Origin of the sequence: Salegentibacter sp. BDJ18, assembly GCF_017579965.1 — a bacterium.
Taxonomy (GTDB): Bacteria; Bacteroidota; Bacteroidia; order Flavobacteriales; family Flavobacteriaceae; genus Salegentibacter.
The window spans coordinates 51913-72284 of the sequence record NZ_JAFLQX010000002.1; the positions used below are offsets into that span (position 1 = coordinate 51913).

Below are 20372 nucleotides of genomic sequence, written 5' to 3' on the forward strand. Positions count from 1 at the left end.
TTTTAGGAGTTTATTAGCGCAGATAGGCACAGATACTCATTAAATTCAATTTCCAACTTAAACTTAAAAAAATGAGTACTGAAAATTTAAATAAGAATGAGGCTTTAGACAAAATGAAGTCTATGGTGAAAGATATTAAAACCTGTATGTTTGTTACAGATTTTGGCAACAAACCCTTAAGCGCGGTGCCAATGACGACCAAAGAAGTAGATAAGGAAGGAAATCTTTGGTTTTTTAGCAGGTTAGATAGCGATCACAACGGTGATATTGCGAAAGATAATGACGTACAATTGTTATTTAGTGATACCTCAGATATGGAATTTATAAGCATTTACGGGAAAGCCACTATAGAAACCAATAAAAATGTTTTAGAAGAATTCTACGGAAAAATGGATGACGCCTGGTTTAATGGGGTAGATGATCCTAATTTAACCGCAATAAAAGTAGTTCCAAAAGAAGCTTATTTTTGGGATAACAAGCAAAATAAATTTGTAACCTTTTTAAAAATAGGAGCGGCAGCAGTAACCGGTGACAAAAAAGGAGATATTGGAGAAAAAGGAAAATTGAATCTTTAGATTTAGAAATTCTCAAGGAAAGACCTCGTAACAGCGCATTTGTTATGAGGTCTTTTTTATTATTTCTATTTTAGCCGAATCTAAATTGAATATTATGAACGCATATATTTTTCCCGGGCAGGGAGCCCAGTTTTCAGGAATGGGATTAGACCTTTTTGAAAAATCTACCAAAGCACAGGATCTATTTAAAAAAGCCAACGCAATTTTAGGTTTTTCAATTACCGATATTATGTTTGAAGGTACTGCTGAAGACCTCAAACAAACCAGGGTTACACAACCAGCCGTATTTTTACACTCAGTTATTTTAAGTAAGGTTTTAGGCGAAGATTTTAAACCAGATATGGTTGCCGGACATTCCCTGGGTGAACTTTCTGCACTCGTGGCCAATAACACCCTTTCTTTTGAAGACGGATTAAAGTTGGTTTATAAACGTGCTATGGCAATGCAGCAAGCCTGCGAATTAGAACCTTCTACTATGGCCGCTGTTTTAGGCCTAGAAGATGAAGTTGTTGAAGCTGTTTGCGCCGAAACAGAAGGAATTGTAGTAGCTGCCAATTATAACTGCCCGGGCCAATTAGTGATTTCGGGAGATATAAAAGCGGTTGAAGCTGCTTGTGAAACTTTAAAAGAACGCGGTGCCAAAAGAGCAATGATCTTACCTGTAGGCGGTGCTTTCCACTCCCCATTAATGGAACCAGCCCGACAAGAACTTGCTGCTGCAATAGAAAATACAAGCTTCAATACCCCAACTTGCCCAATTTATCAAAACGTTAGTACCTTTGCGGTAACCGATCCCGAAGAGATTAAGAAAAACCTGGTTTTTCAATTAACCGCACCGGTAAAATGGACGCAAAGTGTTCAAAATATGATAAAAGATGGCGCCACTAATTTTACAGAAGTAGGTCCCGGAAAAGTTTTACAGGGCCTTGTGAAGAAAATAGACCGACAAATGGAAACTGCTTCAGCTTCTATATAGGACTGATAAATTTCATAAATAAAAAAGGAATTTTTTAGAATTACTCGTCATCCTGAAACAAGTTCAGGATGACGGTCGAAACTTGGATTTCAAGAGACCGGAGAAAATTCCTGAAAATAAAAAATCCTGAAGTTGTGAACTTCAGGATTTTTTATTCCTATGTAGCTACAGACAAACCTTCTCGACTCCGCTCAAAGTGATAAAGGAATTTACTTTTTATAGATCTTCCCTTCTTTCATTACAAATTTCACTTCTTTTAAAGTCTCAATATTTTCGGTGGGATCTTCGTCTACTGCAATAATATCGGCATAAAAGCCTTCAGCAATCTGACCAATTTCATCCTCCATTTTTAAAATTTTAGCTGCCGTAATTGTAGCACTTTGAATTGCTTCTATTGCCGGCATTCCGGCTTCCGTCATATAAACAAACTCCCGTGCATTTTCACCGTGTTTAAAAACTCCGGCATCAGTACCAAAAGCAATACCTACTCCCCTTTTATAGGCGCGCGCAAACATATCCTGAATTTGAGGTCCAATTTCCTTTGCTTTTGGTACTACGAGCTCAGGATAGTAATTTTCAATTTCGGCATTTTGAGTCACCTCTTTCCCAGCTGTAATTGTTGGTACCAGGTAAGCATCGTGTTCTTTCAATAAATCCATTGTTTCGTCGCTCATCTTTGTACCATGTTCAATGGTTTTTACACCGGCTCTAATGGCGCGCTGCATTCCCTCATCACCATGGGCGTGTGCTGCTACGTGAAAATCATAATCATTGGCAGTTTCTACGATTGCTCGTATTTCGTCTTCGGTAAACTGCGGATTTGAACTGCTTTTAGCTACACTTAGAACTCCGCCGGTAGCTGTAATTTTAATTAAATCGGCGCCATTTTTGTAACGTTGCCGAACAGCTTTTGCAGCATCTTCAGGACCGTTAACCACACCTTCTTTTGGCCCGGGGTCTCCGGTTAGTTCCTTATTCATTCCGTTGCTGGGATCGGCGTGACCTCCTGTAGTTGCTAAAGATTTTCCGGCGGTAAAAATTCTAGGACCTTCAATTTTTCCTTTATTTATAGCATCGCGAAGCGCTATATTTACCCCGCTGCCGCCTAATTCCCTAACTGTAGTAAAACCGGCCATTAGCGTGGTTTTAGCAAAACCAACCGAGTTAAATGCCGCATCTTCTGGATCGTTTATAAAACGCTCCATATATTTTTGCGGATTTGTTTCACTTTCCAGATGCACATGCAAATCGGTTAGCCCCGGAAGCACGGTTTTATCACGTAGATCTATTAGCGAATCATTCTCGCTCTCGGGATTTACAAATCCGTTTTCTATACTTTTAATCCTTTTTTCAGAAACAATTATTGTTTTTTCAGTTAGTACTTTTCCTGATTTTATATCTACCAATTTCCCGGCCTGTATGTAGAAATCCTGCGCCTGAAGCCCTGCAGATAAGAATATTCCGAAGCAAAAAATTAAAAGTTTTTTCATATTAAAATTTTAAGTGTTTAAAAAATCCTTGATGGTAGCGGTAATATACTCAATTTGCTCATCATCCAATTCGGTATGCATTGGTAAGGAAAGTACTTCCTGAACCAATTGATTGGTTACCGGGAAATCGGCTTCATTATATCTTGAATCTGTGTAGGCTTTTTGCTTATGTAGGGGTATTGGATAATAAATTCCGAATGGAATTCCCTTCTCTTGCAGGTGCTTTGCCAGGGCATCACGTTTTCCGTTTTTAATTTTCAAGGTATATTGGTGATAAACGTGAGTATCTTCTTTGTCTAGTAGTACCGGTGTAATTATATCTTCATGGTCTTTAAAAGCTTCAGAATATTTATTGGCAGATTTTCTTCTGGCTTCATTATAAGAATCCAGTTTTGGAAGTTTTGCTCGTAAAACCGCCGCCTGCAAACTATCTAACCGGGAATTAACTCCCACTACATCGTGATGATAACGCTCGTACATACCGTGATTTACAATTCCTCGAATAGTGTGCGCCAAATCATCATCGTTGGTAAAAATAGCCCCACCGTCACCGTAGCAACCTAAGTTTTTAGAAGGAAAAAAAGAAGTAGCACCAATATGGCCAATTGCACCGGTTTTTTGAGTTTCGCCGTTTATAAAATGATAATTCCCTCCAATGGCCTGCGCGTTATCTTCAATTACATAAAGATTGTGCTCTTTGGCAATTTCCATAATCGCATCCATATTGGCAGCCTGACCAAAAAGATGAACCGGAACAATAGCTTTGGTTTTTGGAGTGATTGCCTTTTTTATGGCTTCGGGGTCTATATTAAAACTATCGGGTTCAACATCTACAAGCACGGGGGTTAACTGAAGAAGCGCTATCACCTCAACGGTAGCCGCAAAAGTGAAATCGGCAGTAATTACTTCGTCTCCCGGTTTTAGATCAAGACCCATCATCGCAATCTGTAGGGCATCGGTCCCATTGGCACAGGGAATTACGTGCTTAACCTGGAGATATTCTTCTAAATCTTTTTGAAATTGCTGAACTTCAGGACCGTTAATAAATGCCGCATTTTCTATCACTTCCTGAAAAGAAGAATTTACCTGATCTTTTATTCCATCATATTGACCTTTAAGGTCAACCATCTGTATCTTTCTCATCTATCTATATTTTTTCTTCCCAATTTTAAATTAGCAGAGACTAAAAATTCTATTCATATTACTGCCAATATTTGGGACCCGCATAATGCCGGTTTCATGTATTTTTTTAGAGTCACGAAAATACGAAATAAGCTCCCTATTGCCAATCAATTTTAATTAAAGACCTATTTTCGCATAAGAAACAAGTTATTTTGAAGTCACTTTACAACTTAGCTACGAAAATTGCCGAAAATGCATTACCGCTGGCCGGCAGGTTTAATCATAAACTCAAATTGTTTACCGAGGGCAGAAAATCGGTTTTTGATAAATTAGAGGCTGAAATAGATCCTGCTTCCCAATACTTATGGTTTCATGCGGCTTCCCTTGGCGAATTTGAACAGGCTTTGCCCATTATTGAAGAGGTAAAAAAGGAATTTCCGAAGTATAAAGTATTGATTACTTTTTTTTCTCCTTCGGGTTACGAAAACAAAAAAAACCATCCGCTGGCAGATGTAATTACCTATCTGCCGCTGGATACCCCGGGCAACGCAAAACGATTTCTTGAGCTAGTTAAGCCAAAAATTGCATTTTTTATTAAATATGAGATCTGGCCAAATTTCTTAACCGAATTGGGTAACCGAAATATTAAAAGTTTACTGGTTTCCGGAGCTTTTAGAGAAAACCAAATATATTTTAAACCTTATGGCGGACTTATGCGGAAAGCCCTCTCAAGATTTGATCATTTTTTTGTGCAAAATGAAGCTTCAGTAGAATTACTTAAATCTATTGGTTTTAATAATATTACCCTAAGCGGTGATACGCGATTTGATCGCGTATCAAGGCAAATACAATATGATAATAAGCTCGATTTTGCCGAAGAATTTATAAATAATGAAACCTGCCTCGTTGCTGGAAGTACCTGGCCTGAAGATGAAGAAATCTTGCTTCCATTTATCAATAAAACCTTAGCCGAAATAAAGATAATAATCGCACCTCACGAGATTAAGGAAGAAAAAATCAAGGTGCTGGAGCAAAAAATTAAGAAGAGAACTATTCGATATTCAAAAAAGGAAAACCACGACCTGGCAAATTTTGAGGTACTAATTTTAGACACTATAGGTTTGTTAGGCAAGGTTTACAGTTATGCCAATATTGCATATGTAGGCGGCGCCGCGGGAACTTCGGGACTTCATAATATTTTAGAACCTGCAACCTTCGGAATTCCTGTTATTATAGGGAAGAATTATAAAAACTTCCCGGAAGCTATTCGGTTAAGACAGCTTGCCGGTTTATTTTCAGTAGAAAATTCTTCAGAATTTAACGAGGTATTAGTAAAGTTAGTTGCCAATAAAGACTACAGAGAAAAAACCGGAATGATTGCCGGACACTTTATTAATAGTAATACCGGGGCTACCCAAACCGTGATTAATTACCTAAAGCGCTTACCCGGGTTTAGCTAAAGTTTCCTAAAAAATAAATACAGCTAACATTTATATTGTAATTTCGACATATAAATTAATAAACTAAACATTATGAAACGAGTACTTATTACTGGAGTAATTTTACTGTTTACCGCTGTGAGCTTTACCTCCTGCCGTGAAACTACAGAAAAAGAAACCGTGGTTAGGGAAGTTGAAGTTGAAAAAGAGGAAACAGCAGAGCCTGAAGAAGAACGTAAAGGAATTTTGGAACGTGCCGGCGAAAAAGTAGACGGGAAGGTAAATGAAGAAATAGACGAAGAGTTAGATAAAATTGACGATAATTAAACAAAAGCAATAAAACAAGCTTAAAGGAAGTGTTTTCGTGATTTTTTATGAAAATTTTAATATTATTTCTGTTAAAATCCACTTTTACATTTCTAATTTTGCTTTAACAAACTAGAAACAACCAAATTTATGAAACGATCAATTTTAATGCTCGCTATGTTTTTTACCCTTAGTACAGCTTTTACTTCCTGCCGTGAGGTTAATGAAGAAGAGAACGAAATGGAAATGGAGGGTGAAGAAATGGAAAGAGAGATGGAAGGCGAAATGCACGATATGGAGGATGATATGGATCATGTTGGAAACGACATTGAAGACGCCGCCAACGATGCCGGTGATGCTGTAGAAAATGCGGCCAACGAAACCGGTGAAGCAGTGGAAGATGCTGCCAACGAAGTTGAGGATGAAGTTGAAGGTAACGACGACTATTAATTCTATTAATAATTAACTAAACTTAGAACTATGAAAAAATTAATTTTAATGTTCGCTATTACCTTTAGTACCGCTGCGGTTTTTACTTCTTGTAGAGAAGAAAAATCTGGTGTGGAACAAGCTGCAGACGATGTTGAAGACGCTGCAGAAGATGTAGGAGATGAAGTAGAAGATGCTACAGACGACATGTAGGATCTAACAAATTAACCAACCAAAGAAAAAATCCTTTTTGATTAAATTCAAAAAGGATTTTTTTTATGCTTGTTTTTTAAACGATTTTAGTTCCCGTTTAAGATCTTCCATAGATTGCTTTAATTCTCTAAAAAGTCCGCTTTCTGAAGGGTTATCTAAGTTAAAGGTAAGTTTAGAATTTACCTGCCAGAGTTCCTGGATTTCATTAATATTTACTTCTATAGGAAGATATTCTTCATTTAATGAAATTAAAAGGACTTTAGAAGCATCGGGTAGTTTTTGAAGTTTTTTAACCAGCACAGAATCCTGTAAAACCACCACATAAATTTTATTATTACTCGCCTGGTCTAAATCTGGTACCGCTTTAGCCAAAACCCATTCTTTGGGATAATAATTGGGTAACATACTATCTCCTTCAATTTGAAACCCACGATAGGTGGCGTTTCTAAATTCCGGCAGAGGAATATCAAATGCCGGTAATTGCTGGTACCATTCTACATCCTGAACGTTATGAGGATAACCGGCAGCCGCTTTTTGGTTTACCATTACCATATTTTCATTATCTGAAGAATCTACGGTAACAACCTTAGGGCTTACATCGCCTTTGCTTAACTGTAAATACTTTTGACCACTCTGCCCAAACAGCCATAAAGGGTTTATTCCAAACTGACTTAAAAGCTCGGCGACCACTTTTCCAGAAAGTTTGGTACGCCCGCGTTCAATATCGGCTGTTGAGTTTTTTATCCCTAAAAGTTCGGCAAATTCAGATTGGGTAAAGTTATTTTCTTCCCTTACTTCTTTAAAATGTTTGATGTCTATAGATGGAGGCTGGCCCATAATTTCTAATGTTTAGGAATTTATCCAATATTAATCAAATATATTGGATAAATTCCATATTTACAAAAGAAATGTATTCTATTCGTTTTGTGCGGCAAGTATTTTTTCTATCTTTTCGGTAAGGTCTTCTACTTCAAAAGGTTTTGCTATAAAATCGTTAGCTCCTGCATCTTTACATTTTGGGCCGGCATCGTGCAAGGCCGACATCATAAGAACAGGAGTTTTTTCAATCTCGGGATTTTTTCTTATTCCGGCGCAAACATCGGTGCCATCAACGCCAGAAATTAACATATCTAAAAGTACGATATCTATATTCTCCCGCTGGATTAATTCTTCAGCCAATAATGGCTTTTCGGTTACAATTACTTCATAACCGTAAAATTCCAGTAATGTTTTTAACATTTCACCAATTCCCGAATCATCATCTACAACCAGAATCTTTGTATTTTTCTGCATATTTATATATTAAGAGGTAATTTGCGCAGCGTCCAGAATGAATGAAAATTCTGAACCTTCGCCTAATTTACTTTTCACTTTTATTTCTCCATTATGTCTTTCCATAATTTCATTCGCCAAATATAATCCTATACCAAAACCTGAATATGTCTCTTCACTTTTAACCCCTACTCTATAAAATCTTTTAAAGATTTTTTTATGGTTTTCGGTACTAATTCCAATACCGTAATCTTTTATAATTACTTTTATTTTATCGCTGGCTTTCTTTACGATCTTTACATTAATATTGAGGCTGCCAGGTGAATATTTTATGGCATTTATTATTAAATTAATAATTACCTGCCCAATACGATCCCTATCTGCCACTACCATAGCCTGCACTTCACTTTCCAGGTCTATTTTATGCTGTGTATTGGTATAATTTATATCCTGAATAGTTTCGGCAACCAGTTCATTTAAATTGAATTCTTCCTTCTTTAATTCCAACTGATTTTCCCGTATCCTGGAGAGATCCAGTATTTCTGAAATTAATCTTGTTAATCTTGAAACCTGGTGATTTATACGTTCTAAGGAAGGTTTTAGTGGCAGGTTGGAAGCTTCTGCTTCCTCCTGTTTTTTAAGTAAACTTAATAATAATTGTACATAACCTTTTATAGAAGTAACCGGTGTTTTTAACTCGTGACTAACCATTTTAAGGAATTCTTCTTTGCGTTTTTCCTCTTCCTTAATTTTATCGATTTCGGTATTTGCGGCAATCCACATCTTTATGGAACCATCGTCTTCCTTAACCGCTTCACACCTGCTTAGATGCCAAATATATTTTCCTTCTTTATTTTTTAAACGCAGTTGCATTTCAAGATCGCAGCCGGTGTCAAGGCAATTTTCCCAGGCTTCTAAATACGTTTGTTTTTCATCGGGATGAATAAATTCTACCCAGCCAATTTTCTTAAGGCTTTCACTCGCCTGGCCTGTAAAATCTAACCAGTTTTTATTGAAATAAATATCATTTCCACGGGCATCGGTTTTTGAAACCATTCCCGGCATTAAATCGGCCATTTGCCTAAAATGAAATTCACTTTCTTTTAATAGCATTTTAGACTTCACAGATTCGGTTACATCTATTGCCATATTTAAAATCCCATAGATCTCCCCGTTTTTATCCCGAAGAGGTTTATAAGTAAAGTTGTAAAAACCTGTTTGCATTTCACCATCTATAAGAAGATCTACTTTATCTTCTTTTCCCCAATAGGTTTCGCCGGTTCTATAAACATTTCTAAGTAATTCTAAAAAAGGTTGTCCGTCTAACTCGGGAAGAGCCTGGGCTAAGCGCTTTCCTATAACCGAAGTATCTTTTCCCCAAAGTTTAAGCATGGCATCGTTAGCCAGCTCAATATTCATATCTATCCCGGTATAAATAGCGGTTGCTACCGTAGCTTCTTTTACAATTCCCTGCATGCGGTGTTCTTTTTCCCGCACCAGGTTTTCTTTTATTTTTTCGTCGTGTACATCTATTACCGTACCTATCATCCCCTCATATTCCCCGTTTGCGTCAAATCTGGGGCTTCCTTTATCTATAACCCAACGGTAATCCCCTTTTGCGCTTTGAAGCCTAAAGGTAGAGCTGTATGGTTTTCTTTCTTTTTGCGCTTCAAGAAAACTTTCTTTAGCTCCATCACAATCTTCAGGGTGAATTGTTTCCAACCAACCAAAAACCTTTGCAGCTTCCACTTTTTGACCAGTATAGGAATACCAATTTTTATTTAAAAAGGTACTTTCTCCCTGATCATTGGTAATCCAAATAATTGCAGGAACAGCATCAATAACTTCTTTTAACCGGTCTTCATTTTCTTCAATCTTTTTACGAGCCAGGACCTGCTCGGTCACATCAATAGCATGGACAAAAACGCCATCTATTTTACCTTTTTTATTCCGGGTGGGTTCATACACAAAATTGAGGAATGAATTTTTAAACTCTCCCTTTTTGTCCTGAAGATTAATTGCAAGCTCGTTACCAATATATGGTTCACCTGTTGAGTATACGGTATCTAAAAGATCTATAAAACCTTGATTCCCTACCTCTGGCAGGGCTTCTTTTACCGTTTTCCCTATAATATTCCTATTACCAATTAATTTAAGATAATTCTCATTTGCTACTTCAAAAGTATGCTCGGGCCCTCTAAGAATACAAATTGCAGCTGGCGCATTAGAAAGAATATTGTCTACAATTCTATTAAAAACTTTTTCCTGACGGGATAACCTGCCAGTTGATTTAAGCCTTTTAAAACTTAGAAGAATTAACGGGTTTGTAGCTGGCAGCGAAAGTAAAGAAGCATTTACAGAGAATTTCTTTTTTATGTTTTCTGAAAATTGTAGCGCTACAATTCTATCAGAAATAGATTTTTCTCCATTTTGAAGCTCTTCCAAAATTTCTCTAAATTCAGTAGTATCTAATTGTTTCTGATTAAAATTAAAAACTGAAACCCCTTCCTCATTTTCACTAATTTTAAATTTTTTCTCAAAATTAGCATTATATGCCACTACATTTTGCTCTACAGTCAATACCAATAGTGGTTCTCTAACGGTTTTAAGTAATCCATCGGCATAATTTTTAAGATTGGCTAATTCCTCTTTAGGAAGTTTAGAGGTGTCAGATTCTACCATAAATATTATCTAAATCTTCAGTTTAAATGTGCTAAATTAAAGCCACTAAATTACTATTTTAAAACAGCAATTTCCTTTTCTATTTCTTATGAAAATCATAAAGTTATAGCTCATAAAAAGGAGAAACAAACTTCCATAAAAAAACCGACGAAAATAATTTTTCATCGGTTCTTAAGCAATTAATTTAAAAAGAATTATTGCGCTAAATACCCACCATCAATAGGATAGTAAGCGCCAGTAGCAAAAGACGACTTTTCGCCTGCCAGCCATAAAAATAACTGGGCTACTTCATCTGCCTCTCCCAATCTCCCAATTGGGTGTGCATTTACCAACTGTGATAACAAATCTTTATCTAAATCTTTTAACATTGGGGTATTTATAAACGCAGGGCCAACAGAATTTACCCTTATACCTTTGGCAGAATATTCCAGGGCTGCAGATTTTGTTAAACCTACCACCCCGTGTTTTGCCGCAACATAAGCTGCCGAATTCGCAAAACCTACGCTTCCCAAAATAGAAGCCACATTTATAATTGAACCTTTACCATTTTTAAGCATTTCTGGAATTTGATACCTCATCCCGTAGAAAACGCCCGAAAGATTTATAGCAATTACCTTATCCCAGCCTTCAACCGGATATTCGCCAACGGGGTGTTGTGGCCCTCCCACTCCCGCATTATTCACTGCAATATCTAATTTACCGAATTTCTTTACTGCCTGATTAACAATGTTTTCAGAGTCCTGGGCTTTAGAAATATCTGCCTTAAAAAATACAGCTTCTCCACCATCCTCATTAATTTTCTTCGCCAGTTTCTCTCCTTTTTCATTATCTATATCGGTTAGAAAAACCCGGGCACCTTCCTTTGCAAAAAGCAAAGCTGTACTTTCTCCAATTCCCGACGCTGCTCCGGTGATGAGCGCTACTTTACCTTTTAATTCCATGGCTTGATTATTTAAATTAAACAGCTTAAAATTAGCCTTTTAAACACCAAAATAATATGAGGAATATCAGGGAATAATATTTTAAGTAACTTGGCTTAAAATTGAGTACAAATGAAAAGCTTAACCTACCTTTTATTAATTTTAATTAGTTTTAATTTCGTCACGGCCCAGGATAAAAAGCTACCGGAAGGCTTTATTTACCTCAAAGAGAAAATACCTGATATTAAGCTTGATATGCGATATGCCGGAAGTAATAATTTTATCGGAAAACCGGTAAACGCCTACCAAAAGCCCGTAGCCATTTTAACCGAAGCGGCTGCAACTGCACTCCAAAAAGCTCAAAAAGATTTAATGGCAGAAGGTTATTGTTTCAAAATTTTTGATGCATACCGTCCGCAAACAGCGGTTAATCATTTTATTGAATGGGCTAGAATTCCTGCAGACACGCTTACCAAACAAAAATTTTATCCAAATGTTGCCAAAAAAGACCTGTTTCAGCTAGGTTACATCGCTACTAAATCGGGGCATTCCCGAGGCAGCACTGTAGATCTTACTATTATTAATATCCAAACCGGAGAGGAGTTAGATATGGGAAGTGGTTATGATTTCTTCGGGGATATTTCTCACCACAACACAAATAAAATCACTAAAGAACAAAGAGCTAACCGTTCGTTATTGAAGCGAATAATGATTAAAAATGGCTTTCGGCCCTATCCCGAAGAGTGGTGGCATTATACCTTAAGAAATGAACCATATCCTGAAACTTATTTCGATTTTCCGGTACAATAGATTTTTAGGTGATTAAGTCTTAAGTTAAATCGCATGAGGTCTTTCACCTTCTTCTAATTCTTCCTTAAATTCAAAATTAAAGGTGTTTCTTAAAACCTCCTGGTCTAAAATTTCGGAAAGCTCCTGAGTATCTAAAAATTTATCATAGTAACCAATAACCCTACTGTATTTTAAAGCTCGATTTTGGTCTGGTTCATACATAGAAGCACTTAGTATAACTACATAAATAGAATTTTTATATTTAAAATCTTCAAGAAAATCCAAAACATCCCAGCCATTTACCCGTGGCATATTTAGATCTAAAAAATAAGTTTTAAATGCTCTGAGTTTGCAGTTTGTTTTAGGTGATCTATTAATTCGCCACCCTGCCAGAAGCCTTTTATTGGGCAATTCACTAATTTCTTTAAACTTCTTAATTCTAACTTTAAAATAAGTGAATTGTCTTCGGCTAGTAAAATTTCATACCTGGGGGGCTTCTGCATATGCTCGCTTTTGGAGCTAAAGTTTATAGGTAACTTTAACGCCATAAAGATACGCTGTAAAGCTTCCTTCGCAATAAGAAAAATGCAATATTTATGAGGTTAACCAAAGAAAAATAATTGGTAATCCTATAAAATTAAAATTCATTATGAAATTTTAGTATTTTCACTAAAATTTTTGTTGGATCAATGAAGATAAAATTAGACGAGGAGAACAGGCAGCTAAAAATTGATGATAATATCAAAATCACCTATTGGATGCTAAAATTCGTGATGTTTACAAATATATTTCAAATGTTACTCCGGGTTTTTAAAACTCCGGTAGCCAACTGGGATTTTCTCACCTGGCTTTGGATTCCGATTGGTCTCGTGTCGCTTTTTACATTGTATTATTTCACTAATCTTAGCACTAAAGAAGTGATTCCTTTAGATGAAATTCAGCATCCTATTCTAAAAAATTTCTTCGGAAGAAAACGCTTAAGCCTAAAACTTAAAAACGGCAAAGCAAGACATATTCCAACCCATTCGATTAAAGAAATGGAACAAATTCAGAAATTTATAAACTCATCACAGAAAGCAACAACTTAGATTCTAAAATGATCCCGAAGCGTCGGGACAGAATATTGAGCAAAAAATAAAACCCCGAAAAACGTTTACGCTTTTCGGGGTTTCTATGGATTTTGCTGCTAAAAATTAAGATTCTACATCTAAGGCAGCATCTATCCTGGCGATTAAATCTTCCCAGTGATATTGAGTCAATGAATGATTCACTCCAGATTTTCTACGATTTATCTCACGCTTTAATGTTTGCATTTCACCGCGCATAAGAGGTAAAATATCAGATTTCAATAAAGCTTCGTTATCTTCAGCATTTAATTTTTTAAGATATTCTGAAGCAATATCTACATAAGAACGCTGAAGGTTTCTCCGGTAAGCATCAACCTTATTTCGATTATAAAGTTCGCTGAAAATACCTTTTCGTAAATCGCTCATTAAATTCACCGCGGAATAGGCTTTATCACCATTTACTTCTTCATTGGAGATCATTCTGTTTAAACGATCTTCATCCAGCAAACTACTTAAGGTACGAGTCTGCAAATTCTGCACTCGTTCTATAGCTCCCGAAGCTTCAATTCGGTTTAAAATTTCCTGGTTAAGCAACCAATCTGGTGTTGTGAAAGCCTCTTTAACTAAAAAGTTCACAGCTTCTTCCTGCTTTTCCTTCGGAACATTTTCATAAACCACGCCATCCTGATTAGAGGTTTTACGAGTTTCGTAAACCCCGCCAACATTGGCGACCACGTGAGAAGTATAACCGCGCCACATATAAGTTAACTCTCTGTACACTTCTTCAAGATCATCATAACCATAACCGTCTTTGGAAGTCCATTCGATTAAGTTTGGCACTACTCTTTTAAGATTCGCCAATCCGTATTCACTGGCTTTCACCTGGTCATCTCCCAAACTTTCTCGCTGCGATTGTGGATCTACCCCACCATAACCATTTCCAAATTCATACCATGGATTTCCAGCTTTTTCCAAAATCCATTCATCTAATTTTTCTTTCTCTGCTTCGGCAGACTCGGCTTCAGGCAAATATCGGTAACCCCAATTAATGGCATACAAATCGTAAGGCCCCATCATTCGAATATATCTTACTCCTTCGTCTTCCGGTTGCGCAACGTAATTCACCCGTGCATAATCCATAATTGAGGGCGTTAAACCATATTTCTGGGTAAATTCTGCCGACCTTAAAGAATCTGTTGGGTAAGCTGAACTTGCTTTCATATTGTGTGGCAAACCAAGTGCGTGGCCAACTTCGTGCGCAATTACCATACGCATCATTTCTCCAATTTCAGATTCCGGGGTATTTAAAGTCCTGGCATCTTCGGTTTGGGCTCCGGCTTCAATCATATACCTGTTTCGGTAAGAACGCAAATGATTATGGTACCAAATAATATCACTCTCGATAATCTCACCTGTCCGCGGATCGGTTACCGAAGGCCCCACCGCATTCCTGGTAGTACTGGCTACGTAACGAACCACCGAGTAACGCACATCTTCAGGGCTAAATTCCGGATCTTCTTCTTTGGTTGGCGGATCTTTAGCAATTATCGCGTTTTTAAATCCTGCTTCTTCAAAAGCTACATTCCAGTCCTCGATTCCCTGCTTAAAATATGGGCGCCATTTTTCAGGCGTGGCAGGATCTAAATAATAAACTATAGGCTCTTCAGGCTCTACCAGCTCACCACGTTTGTAAGCTTCAATATCTTTAGGCACTAATTGCCACCTGCGAATCAATTCATAATCATCGGCTTTCAATTCTTCCGAATTATAATCATATTTATCTATGGTAAACCAACCTACACGAGGATCTGCAATTCTTGGCTGCATCTTATCGTCTGGCAACAAGATCATAGATTGGTTCATCATCATAGAAATAGTCCCGGCCTGGTCGCGTGTGGGCGGCTCTTCAGCCTCGTACGTCATTACGTGTTTTACCTCTACGTTCTTTGGATAGGAATTTGCAGACTCGATATAAGATCTGCTCTGGTCCAGTTTCTTTACTTTATAACGTTTCCGAAGAGAAGAAGAAAGTCCGTTGATGGCCTGCACCTCGTTTTCAAACAAATCACCCACCTCAATTACCACACTTGTAGAATCTGCGTTATAAGTTTCAATTTCTGAACTAAAGAGAATTGGAAAATAATTATTGGCCTGCACCGATTTGTAAATAGGCGATTCTTCATCGCTCATATTTTCAAAACTAATCACCTTTACATCAATATTTCCTTTTCGTTTCGTCCAGCGCACCACCTGTTCATTTACTTTAGAACCGGCATTCACATAACCGCCGCCATAACCATCTGGCACACCGGCGATACGGCTTACCAAAAGCATATCTTTATCCAGTAAATCTACCGGAATTTCAAAGTAAAGTTTATCATCTACAAAATGTGTTGTAAAAAGTCCTTCATCAGATTCAGCTTCTGAAGTGATGACTTCATCGTAGGATTTGAGTCTGCTTGTAGATTTTTTTGAAGTGTTTTCAGCCGACTTCTCTTTACTACTAAAAACAGATTTCTCACTTCCGCAGCCAGCTGCAAGTATTGCGGCCAACCCCAGAATAGGTAATTTTCTTATCATGAATTTTTTATTTTGGCTTCAAGATAAGGAAACCTGAGAAAATGTTTGAAATATAGGAAAGGAAGAATTGTTATTTATAAATAAATCAACCGTTGAACTGAACATGTTTCAAATTCTAACAGGACTAAAATACCCATAACTTAGATCCCGAAACAAGTTCAGGATGACGGGGAAAAGTTCTTAGCACCTTATTCCGAAGAAATTTTTGAGTTGCTTTCGGTATTCATCCATCTGTCCCAGAAAGTGAAATAAAGTCCGAAATTAGTTTTAAACTCGGCGTGATGAAAATGATGGTGCGTGGCACCAATAAACATTTTTCCGAAGCGGCTATTCATAAAAGCTTTAGGATAAATTTCAATATCCAAATGATTTATCACGCTGCTAAGCGTCATAAAAATCAAATAAACACCAATCACAATGGGATGAACGGGCAGAAAGAGTAGAATTACCGGAACTACTATAGCTTCTAGCAGCGATTCCCACGGATGAAAGGAAAAAGCCGTCCATGGGCTGGGCACTAAACTATCGTGATGCACTTTATGAATATTCCTAAAAACTTTTGGCTTGTGCATCCAGCGATGCACCCAATAATAATAAGTTTCGTGAAGCAGAGAAAGTAAAATAAAACTGGCCGGTAAATACCATAATCCAAATTTATCTAGCTCCAAATAAATTGCAGTAAAGCCTTTTTGCCAAAGAAAATAGGTAAGCGCGCCAAAAAAGCCAAAAATCACCGATGACCACATGCTCCAGTAAATTTCCTTTTTTAACTGCCCTTTTCTAAAACCACGTTTACTTAACCTTTTATTGCTGAATTTTTCACTTTTCAGTCTATAATAATACCAGTAGAATATTCCCGCAGAAATTAAATATCTTAGAAAAACCGCGGCAAAAAAGATAAGCACACAAATAAAGAAAAGCCCCGGGTTATTAATTTCGAAGAAAACCATATTAACCGAATGTAGCGAATAAGAGCGTTATTTGGAAATCAACTTTTCAGAAAATATTCTTAAACTTTAAAGAATTTAATTACCCGTAAGGTTTGTAAAACCTTATAATCTTTACAATTTAGTATCTTCGGTTTAACTTAGCCAATTTCCCAGTTATGAAGAGAGAATTCAAGCCTTTTTATGTAAAATTCATATTCTTAATCGCTTTCCTATTCATTAGCAGTATACCTGCTAACGCCCAGTTTCCGTTAGGGAATAGTCAAAATAATGAAGCTGATGCCCAGGAAATTCCTGAAGATATTTTAGGCAGAAGAACCCCACGTGGTACGGTAACTGGGTTTATAAATGCTGTGGCCGGGCAAAATTATAATCGCGCCTCGAGATACCTCAATTTCCCGGGAAATATTACTTCTGAAGAAGAGAAAGAACGGGTGGTCCTGGTTTTGCAACGCCTATTTGACCAAAAGGGAAGTATGCTCCCCTATTATCTAATAAGCGATGATTCCAAGGGGAAAACCGATGATGATTTTGAACCAAGACTGGAGAAAGTAGGAAGTGTAAGCCCTGACGATGAATTGATTGAGATTTTTCTAAAACGGCACGATGATGAAACCGGAAATGGAATCTGGCTTTTTTCAGCTGAAACAGTCGAAGCCATAAGTTCGGTTAGCCTTCAAAATTCGGCTTTTGTAGACCAAATAATTCCGGGGTTTCTTAATAAATATCTTTGGGGTGGTGTACCTGCCGGACAATGGATTGTAGCCTTGTTACTTATTGGGTTAAGTTATCTCATTTCTTTTTTGATTATTTCTTCAATAATTTTTCTATTAAAAAAACTTTGGAAAAGGATTAGAGAAGAGCCCATTTCAGGAATAATTACCGCGGTAAAACTTCCCTTAAAATTATATGTAGCCGTTTGGATTTTTGTTGCGTTTTCAAGAAACCTGGAACTATCTATTATTTTACGCCAAAAATTTAGTGCTATCACTATTATAGTTGGTATTGTAGCTGTTCTTATTCTCCTCTGGCGACTATCAGATTTTATAGGAAAATTTAGTCAGGAAAAAATGTTATTACGCGGAAATCCGGCAGGAGTTTCAATAGTATTATTTCTGCAGCGGGCGGCTAAGATTGCTATTGTTATTTTTGGTATAATATTTAGTTTAGGCGCAATTGGCATTGATGTAACTACCGGTTTGGCCGCCCTGGGAATTGGTGGTATTGCTCTTGCCCTGGGAGCTCAAAAAACGATAGAAAATTTTGTGGGAAGTGTGACCCTAATTGCCGACAGGCCCATTCGTGTTGGCGATTTTTGCCGGGTGGGGCAAATCACGGGAACAATTGAAAAAATTGGTATTCGGTCTACCAGAATTAGAACTTTAGACCGCACCGTAGTTACCATTCCCAATGGAGCATTTTCATCTGACACGATTGAGAATTATGCCCACAGGGACAGGTTTAGATTTATAAGTGTTTTAAATTTTAGATACGAAACATCGCCAGATCAGCTACGCTATTTACTTACCGAATTAAGAAAAGTGCTTTATGCGCACCCTAAGGTCTATGAAGAGCCGGCTAGAATTAGGTTTATTGGTTTTGGAGCCCATTCACTGGATATTGAAATTTTTGCCTATTTGGAAGCTAAAGATTATAATGGATTCCTGGAAATTCGTGAAGATCTCATGCTAAGAATGATGGATGTTGTAGACCGTAGTGGTACCGATTTTGCTTTCCCATCGCAAACTATTTACTTCGGAAAAGACCAGGGACTTTCTAAAGAAAAAACTGCTGAAGCAGAAGCCGTAGTTGATAACCTGAAGAAAGAAAGAGAAATGCCACTTCCCCAATTTACCCGCGAACAAATTGACGCATTAAAAAACAAATCCAGTTACCCACCTGAAGGTTCGAGTACATCTATTTAGAAAACTGAGCATTCAAAAACAAAAAAGCCTTGAAAATCAGATGATTAACAAGGCTTTAAGTACTCGGGACGGTAGTGTTACCTTAAAATTTTATGTTCGTTTCCGATATCTATAAAAACCAGTATAAGCTTAGTAAAATCAACAGCTTCCGGCAATATGTTGTCCCTGGATAATTAGATATGGATTGCGTTAAACTCTTTTATATTCTTCCTTGTGCGTACATTTTGCGTACAACAAAAATGAATATGTCTTATCTTTATATTTATTCAATTTATCCTTATGGCTACAATATATTTTCTTTACCGTTCCAAGAGGCAATATGCTCCACTTACAGTGCGCCTACAAGATAAGGATAAAAATCACAAAAAGTTTCAATTTGAAGCTAAAACAGAGTTGGAGGTTTCACAAGAATATTGGAAAACTACAAGGCATAAAAGGCGGGGTTTAGATGCAGTTGACAAAAGAAAAATAGCCGAAGTTAATTCAAAACTGTCCGAATTAGAAGACTTTGTTCTTTCTAAGTATAAGAAGCAAAAACCCAAACCTGAACAGAAAAGTTGGCTTAAAGAAATTCTTATTAATTTTTACAATCCAGAGGAAGATGAACACGAAGATGATGAAATTAAAAGTGATTTAATAACAGATTGTATTCAAGAATTAATAGACAACGCTCATACCCGAGAAAACGCTAGAGGAGGCCTGGGAATCTCTTTAAGTAGGGTTAAATCCTATAAGAACCTTTTGAACGTTTTCAAAAAGTACCAAGGGAGTAAAAAGTATCGAGTGAAAGATGTAAATATCAAATTTGGTAGAAAATTTTTGGATTGGCTGCTCAGTTCACAAAATTATTCTGAAGGTTATGCCAGAAAAAAAATTGATGATCTCAAGTCAGTCTGTGCAGATGCTGAAATAAATGGTTTAGAAGTTAGTCATCAACTTAAGAAGGTTAAAGGAGGGAAAACAAAAAATGACTACATCATTTATTTAACTCCGGATGAACTTCATAGAATTGAAAAGGCAGAATTAGAATCTGATAGCCTTAAGAATGTTAGAAAATGGCTTTTATTGGGTTGCAATATTGGTCAAAGGGGAGGTGATCTCCTCCGCCTATCGAAAGATAATTTTATTACAAGAAACAGCTTGGACCTAATTGAACTGAAACAACAGAAGACAGGCAAAAATGTTACTATACCTGTGCTTCCTACTACCAAAGAAATTTTAAAAGAAGGACTACCCTATCCATTAGCCCTTCAAAATTTTAATAACGATTTAAAAATTCTATGTAAAACGGTTGGAATAAATTCACTTACAGAAGGAGCTAAAATAGTTATGCTTGATGAAAATGGTGAAATACTTGAAAAAGATGAAAAAGGCAGGTATAAAAAGAAAGGCACTAAAAGGAAAATAACCGGCACTTTTCCCAAACACGAATTGATTACTTCTCACGTATGTCGAAGGACTTTTGCAACTAACCAATACGGTATAATTCCCACACCATTATTAATGAGAATCACCGCACATAGTACGGAAAAAATGTTCTTAGGATATATAGGAAAATCTGCTATGGATAGTGCCCAGCAAATAGCAGATTTATACGAAAAACTGGCGGCTAAAAGTTGATTTTAATTAAATGGAAATTA

At 37.0% G+C, this 20372-nt stretch carries 20 protein-coding genes; 10 read left to right on the forward strand and 10 right to left on the reverse strand.

From position 1 onward, the window contains the following. Nucleotides 1-71: 71 nt before the first annotated feature. Nucleotides 72-575, forward strand: a complete 504-nt coding sequence (locus J0871_RS00920) for a pyridoxamine 5'-phosphate oxidase family protein (protein WP_208222805.1) — start codon at nt 72-74, stop codon at nt 573-575. A 94-nt stretch (nt 576-669) separates the two neighbouring features. After that, entirely contained in the window at nt 670-1551 is an 882-nt protein-coding gene (fabD, locus tag J0871_RS00925) for an ACP S-malonyltransferase (RefSeq protein WP_208222806.1), read from the forward strand. 209 nt (nt 1552-1760) lie between these two features. On the opposite strand, the gene J0871_RS00930 is transcribed toward fabD, so the two are convergent. Together J0871_RS00930 and J0871_RS00935 are read right to left on the reverse strand one after the other, a co-directional pair. Then, the gene (locus J0871_RS00930; protein WP_208222807.1) at nt 1761-3041 is read right to left on the reverse strand and encodes an amidohydrolase family protein; all 1281 of its coding nucleotides are present in this window, start codon (nt 3039-3041) and stop codon (nt 1761-1763) included. Nucleotides 3042-3050: 9 nt separating this feature from the next. Next, nucleotides 3051-4184 (reverse strand): DegT/DnrJ/EryC1/StrS family aminotransferase, encoded by a 1134-nt coding sequence (locus J0871_RS00935; RefSeq protein ID WP_208222808.1) that lies wholly within the window; start codon nt 4182-4184, stop codon nt 3051-3053. A gap of 191 nt (nt 4185-4375) precedes the next feature. Between J0871_RS00935 and J0871_RS00940 the strand changes: the two genes are divergently transcribed. From J0871_RS00940 to J0871_RS00955, 4 genes are all read left to right on the forward strand, one after another. Then, entirely contained in the window at nt 4376-5623 is a 1248-nt protein-coding gene (locus J0871_RS00940) for a glycosyltransferase N-terminal domain-containing protein (RefSeq protein ID WP_208222809.1), read from the forward strand. A 72-nt stretch (nt 5624-5695) separates the two neighbouring features. Continuing rightward, nucleotides 5696-5929, forward strand: a complete 234-nt coding sequence (locus J0871_RS00945) for a hypothetical protein (RefSeq protein WP_208222810.1) — start codon at nt 5696-5698, stop codon at nt 5927-5929. Nucleotides 5930-6058: 129 nt separating this feature from the next. Next, nucleotides 6059-6358 carry a hypothetical protein gene (locus J0871_RS00950; RefSeq protein ID WP_208222811.1) on the forward strand — a complete coding sequence of 100 codons (300 nt, stop codon included), beginning with the start codon at nt 6059-6061 and terminating at the stop codon, nt 6356-6358. Between the two features lie 30 nt (nt 6359-6388). After that, complete coding sequence (locus J0871_RS00955) at nt 6389-6550, forward strand: hypothetical protein (protein WP_208222812.1); 162 nt, start codon at nt 6389-6391, stop codon at nt 6548-6550. Between the two features lie 63 nt (nt 6551-6613). Here the strand turns inward: J0871_RS00955 and J0871_RS00960 are convergent, their stop codons facing one another. From J0871_RS00960 to J0871_RS00975, 4 genes are all read right to left on the reverse strand, one after another. Beyond that, nucleotides 6614-7387: a LexA family transcriptional regulator gene (locus J0871_RS00960; protein WP_208222813.1), complete on the reverse strand. Its 774-nt coding sequence runs from the start codon at nt 7385-7387 to the stop codon at nt 6614-6616. Between the two features lie 78 nt (nt 7388-7465). Then, the gene (locus J0871_RS00965; protein ID WP_208222814.1) at nt 7466-7843 is read right to left on the reverse strand and encodes a response regulator; all 378 of its coding nucleotides are present in this window, start codon (nt 7841-7843) and stop codon (nt 7466-7468) included. Between the two features lie 9 nt (nt 7844-7852). Continuing rightward, nucleotides 7853-10504 (reverse strand): PAS domain S-box protein, encoded by a 2652-nt coding sequence (locus J0871_RS00970; protein WP_208222815.1) that lies wholly within the window; start codon nt 10502-10504, stop codon nt 7853-7855. Between the two features lie 194 nt (nt 10505-10698). Next, nucleotides 10699-11445, reverse strand: a complete 747-nt coding sequence (locus J0871_RS00975; protein WP_208222816.1) for an SDR family oxidoreductase — start codon at nt 11443-11445, stop codon at nt 10699-10701. Between the two features lie 111 nt (nt 11446-11556). Between J0871_RS00975 and J0871_RS00980 the strand changes: the two genes are divergently transcribed. After that, on the forward strand, nt 11557-12234 hold the full coding sequence (locus J0871_RS00980; protein ID WP_208222817.1) for a M15 family metallopeptidase: 678 nt from the start codon (nt 11557-11559) through the stop codon (nt 12232-12234). Nucleotides 12235-12258: 24 nt separating this feature from the next. Here the strand turns inward: J0871_RS00980 and J0871_RS00985 are convergent, their stop codons facing one another. Together J0871_RS00985 and J0871_RS00990 are read right to left on the reverse strand one after the other, a co-directional pair. Then, a complete protein-coding gene (locus J0871_RS00985; protein ID WP_208222818.1) occupies nt 12259-12525 on the reverse strand; it encodes a hypothetical protein in 267 nt (88 codons plus the stop codon). A gap of 8 nt (nt 12526-12533) precedes the next feature. Further along, nucleotides 12534-12716: a hypothetical protein gene (locus J0871_RS00990; protein WP_208222819.1), complete on the reverse strand. Its 183-nt coding sequence runs from the start codon at nt 12714-12716 to the stop codon at nt 12534-12536. A 186-nt stretch (nt 12717-12902) separates the two neighbouring features. Between J0871_RS00990 and J0871_RS00995 the strand changes: the two genes are divergently transcribed. Then, a complete protein-coding gene (locus J0871_RS00995) occupies nt 12903-13301 on the forward strand; it encodes a hypothetical protein (RefSeq protein WP_208222820.1) in 399 nt (132 codons plus the stop codon). A 105-nt stretch (nt 13302-13406) separates the two neighbouring features. Here the strand turns inward: J0871_RS00995 and J0871_RS01000 are convergent, their stop codons facing one another. Both J0871_RS01000 and J0871_RS01005 read right to left on the reverse strand, forming a co-directional pair. Further along, a complete protein-coding gene (locus J0871_RS01000; RefSeq protein WP_208222821.1) occupies nt 13407-15860 on the reverse strand; it encodes a zinc-dependent metalloprotease in 2454 nt (817 codons plus the stop codon). Nucleotides 15861-16048: 188 nt separating this feature from the next. Further along, entirely contained in the window at nt 16049-16810 is a 762-nt protein-coding gene (locus J0871_RS01005; protein ID WP_075324858.1) for a sterol desaturase family protein, read from the reverse strand. Between the two features lie 155 nt (nt 16811-16965). Here J0871_RS01005 and J0871_RS01010 point away from each other — a divergent pair, with 155 nt between their 5' ends. Continuing rightward, the gene (locus J0871_RS01010) at nt 16966-18732 is read left to right on the forward strand and encodes a mechanosensitive ion channel family protein (RefSeq protein ID WP_208222822.1); all 1767 of its coding nucleotides are present in this window, start codon (nt 16966-16968) and stop codon (nt 18730-18732) included. 279 nt (nt 18733-19011) lie between these two features. Further along, on the forward strand, nt 19012-20352 hold the full coding sequence (locus J0871_RS01015; protein ID WP_208222823.1) for a phage integrase SAM-like domain-containing protein: 1341 nt from the start codon (nt 19012-19014) through the stop codon (nt 20350-20352). Nucleotides 20353-20372 lie beyond the last annotated feature (20 nt).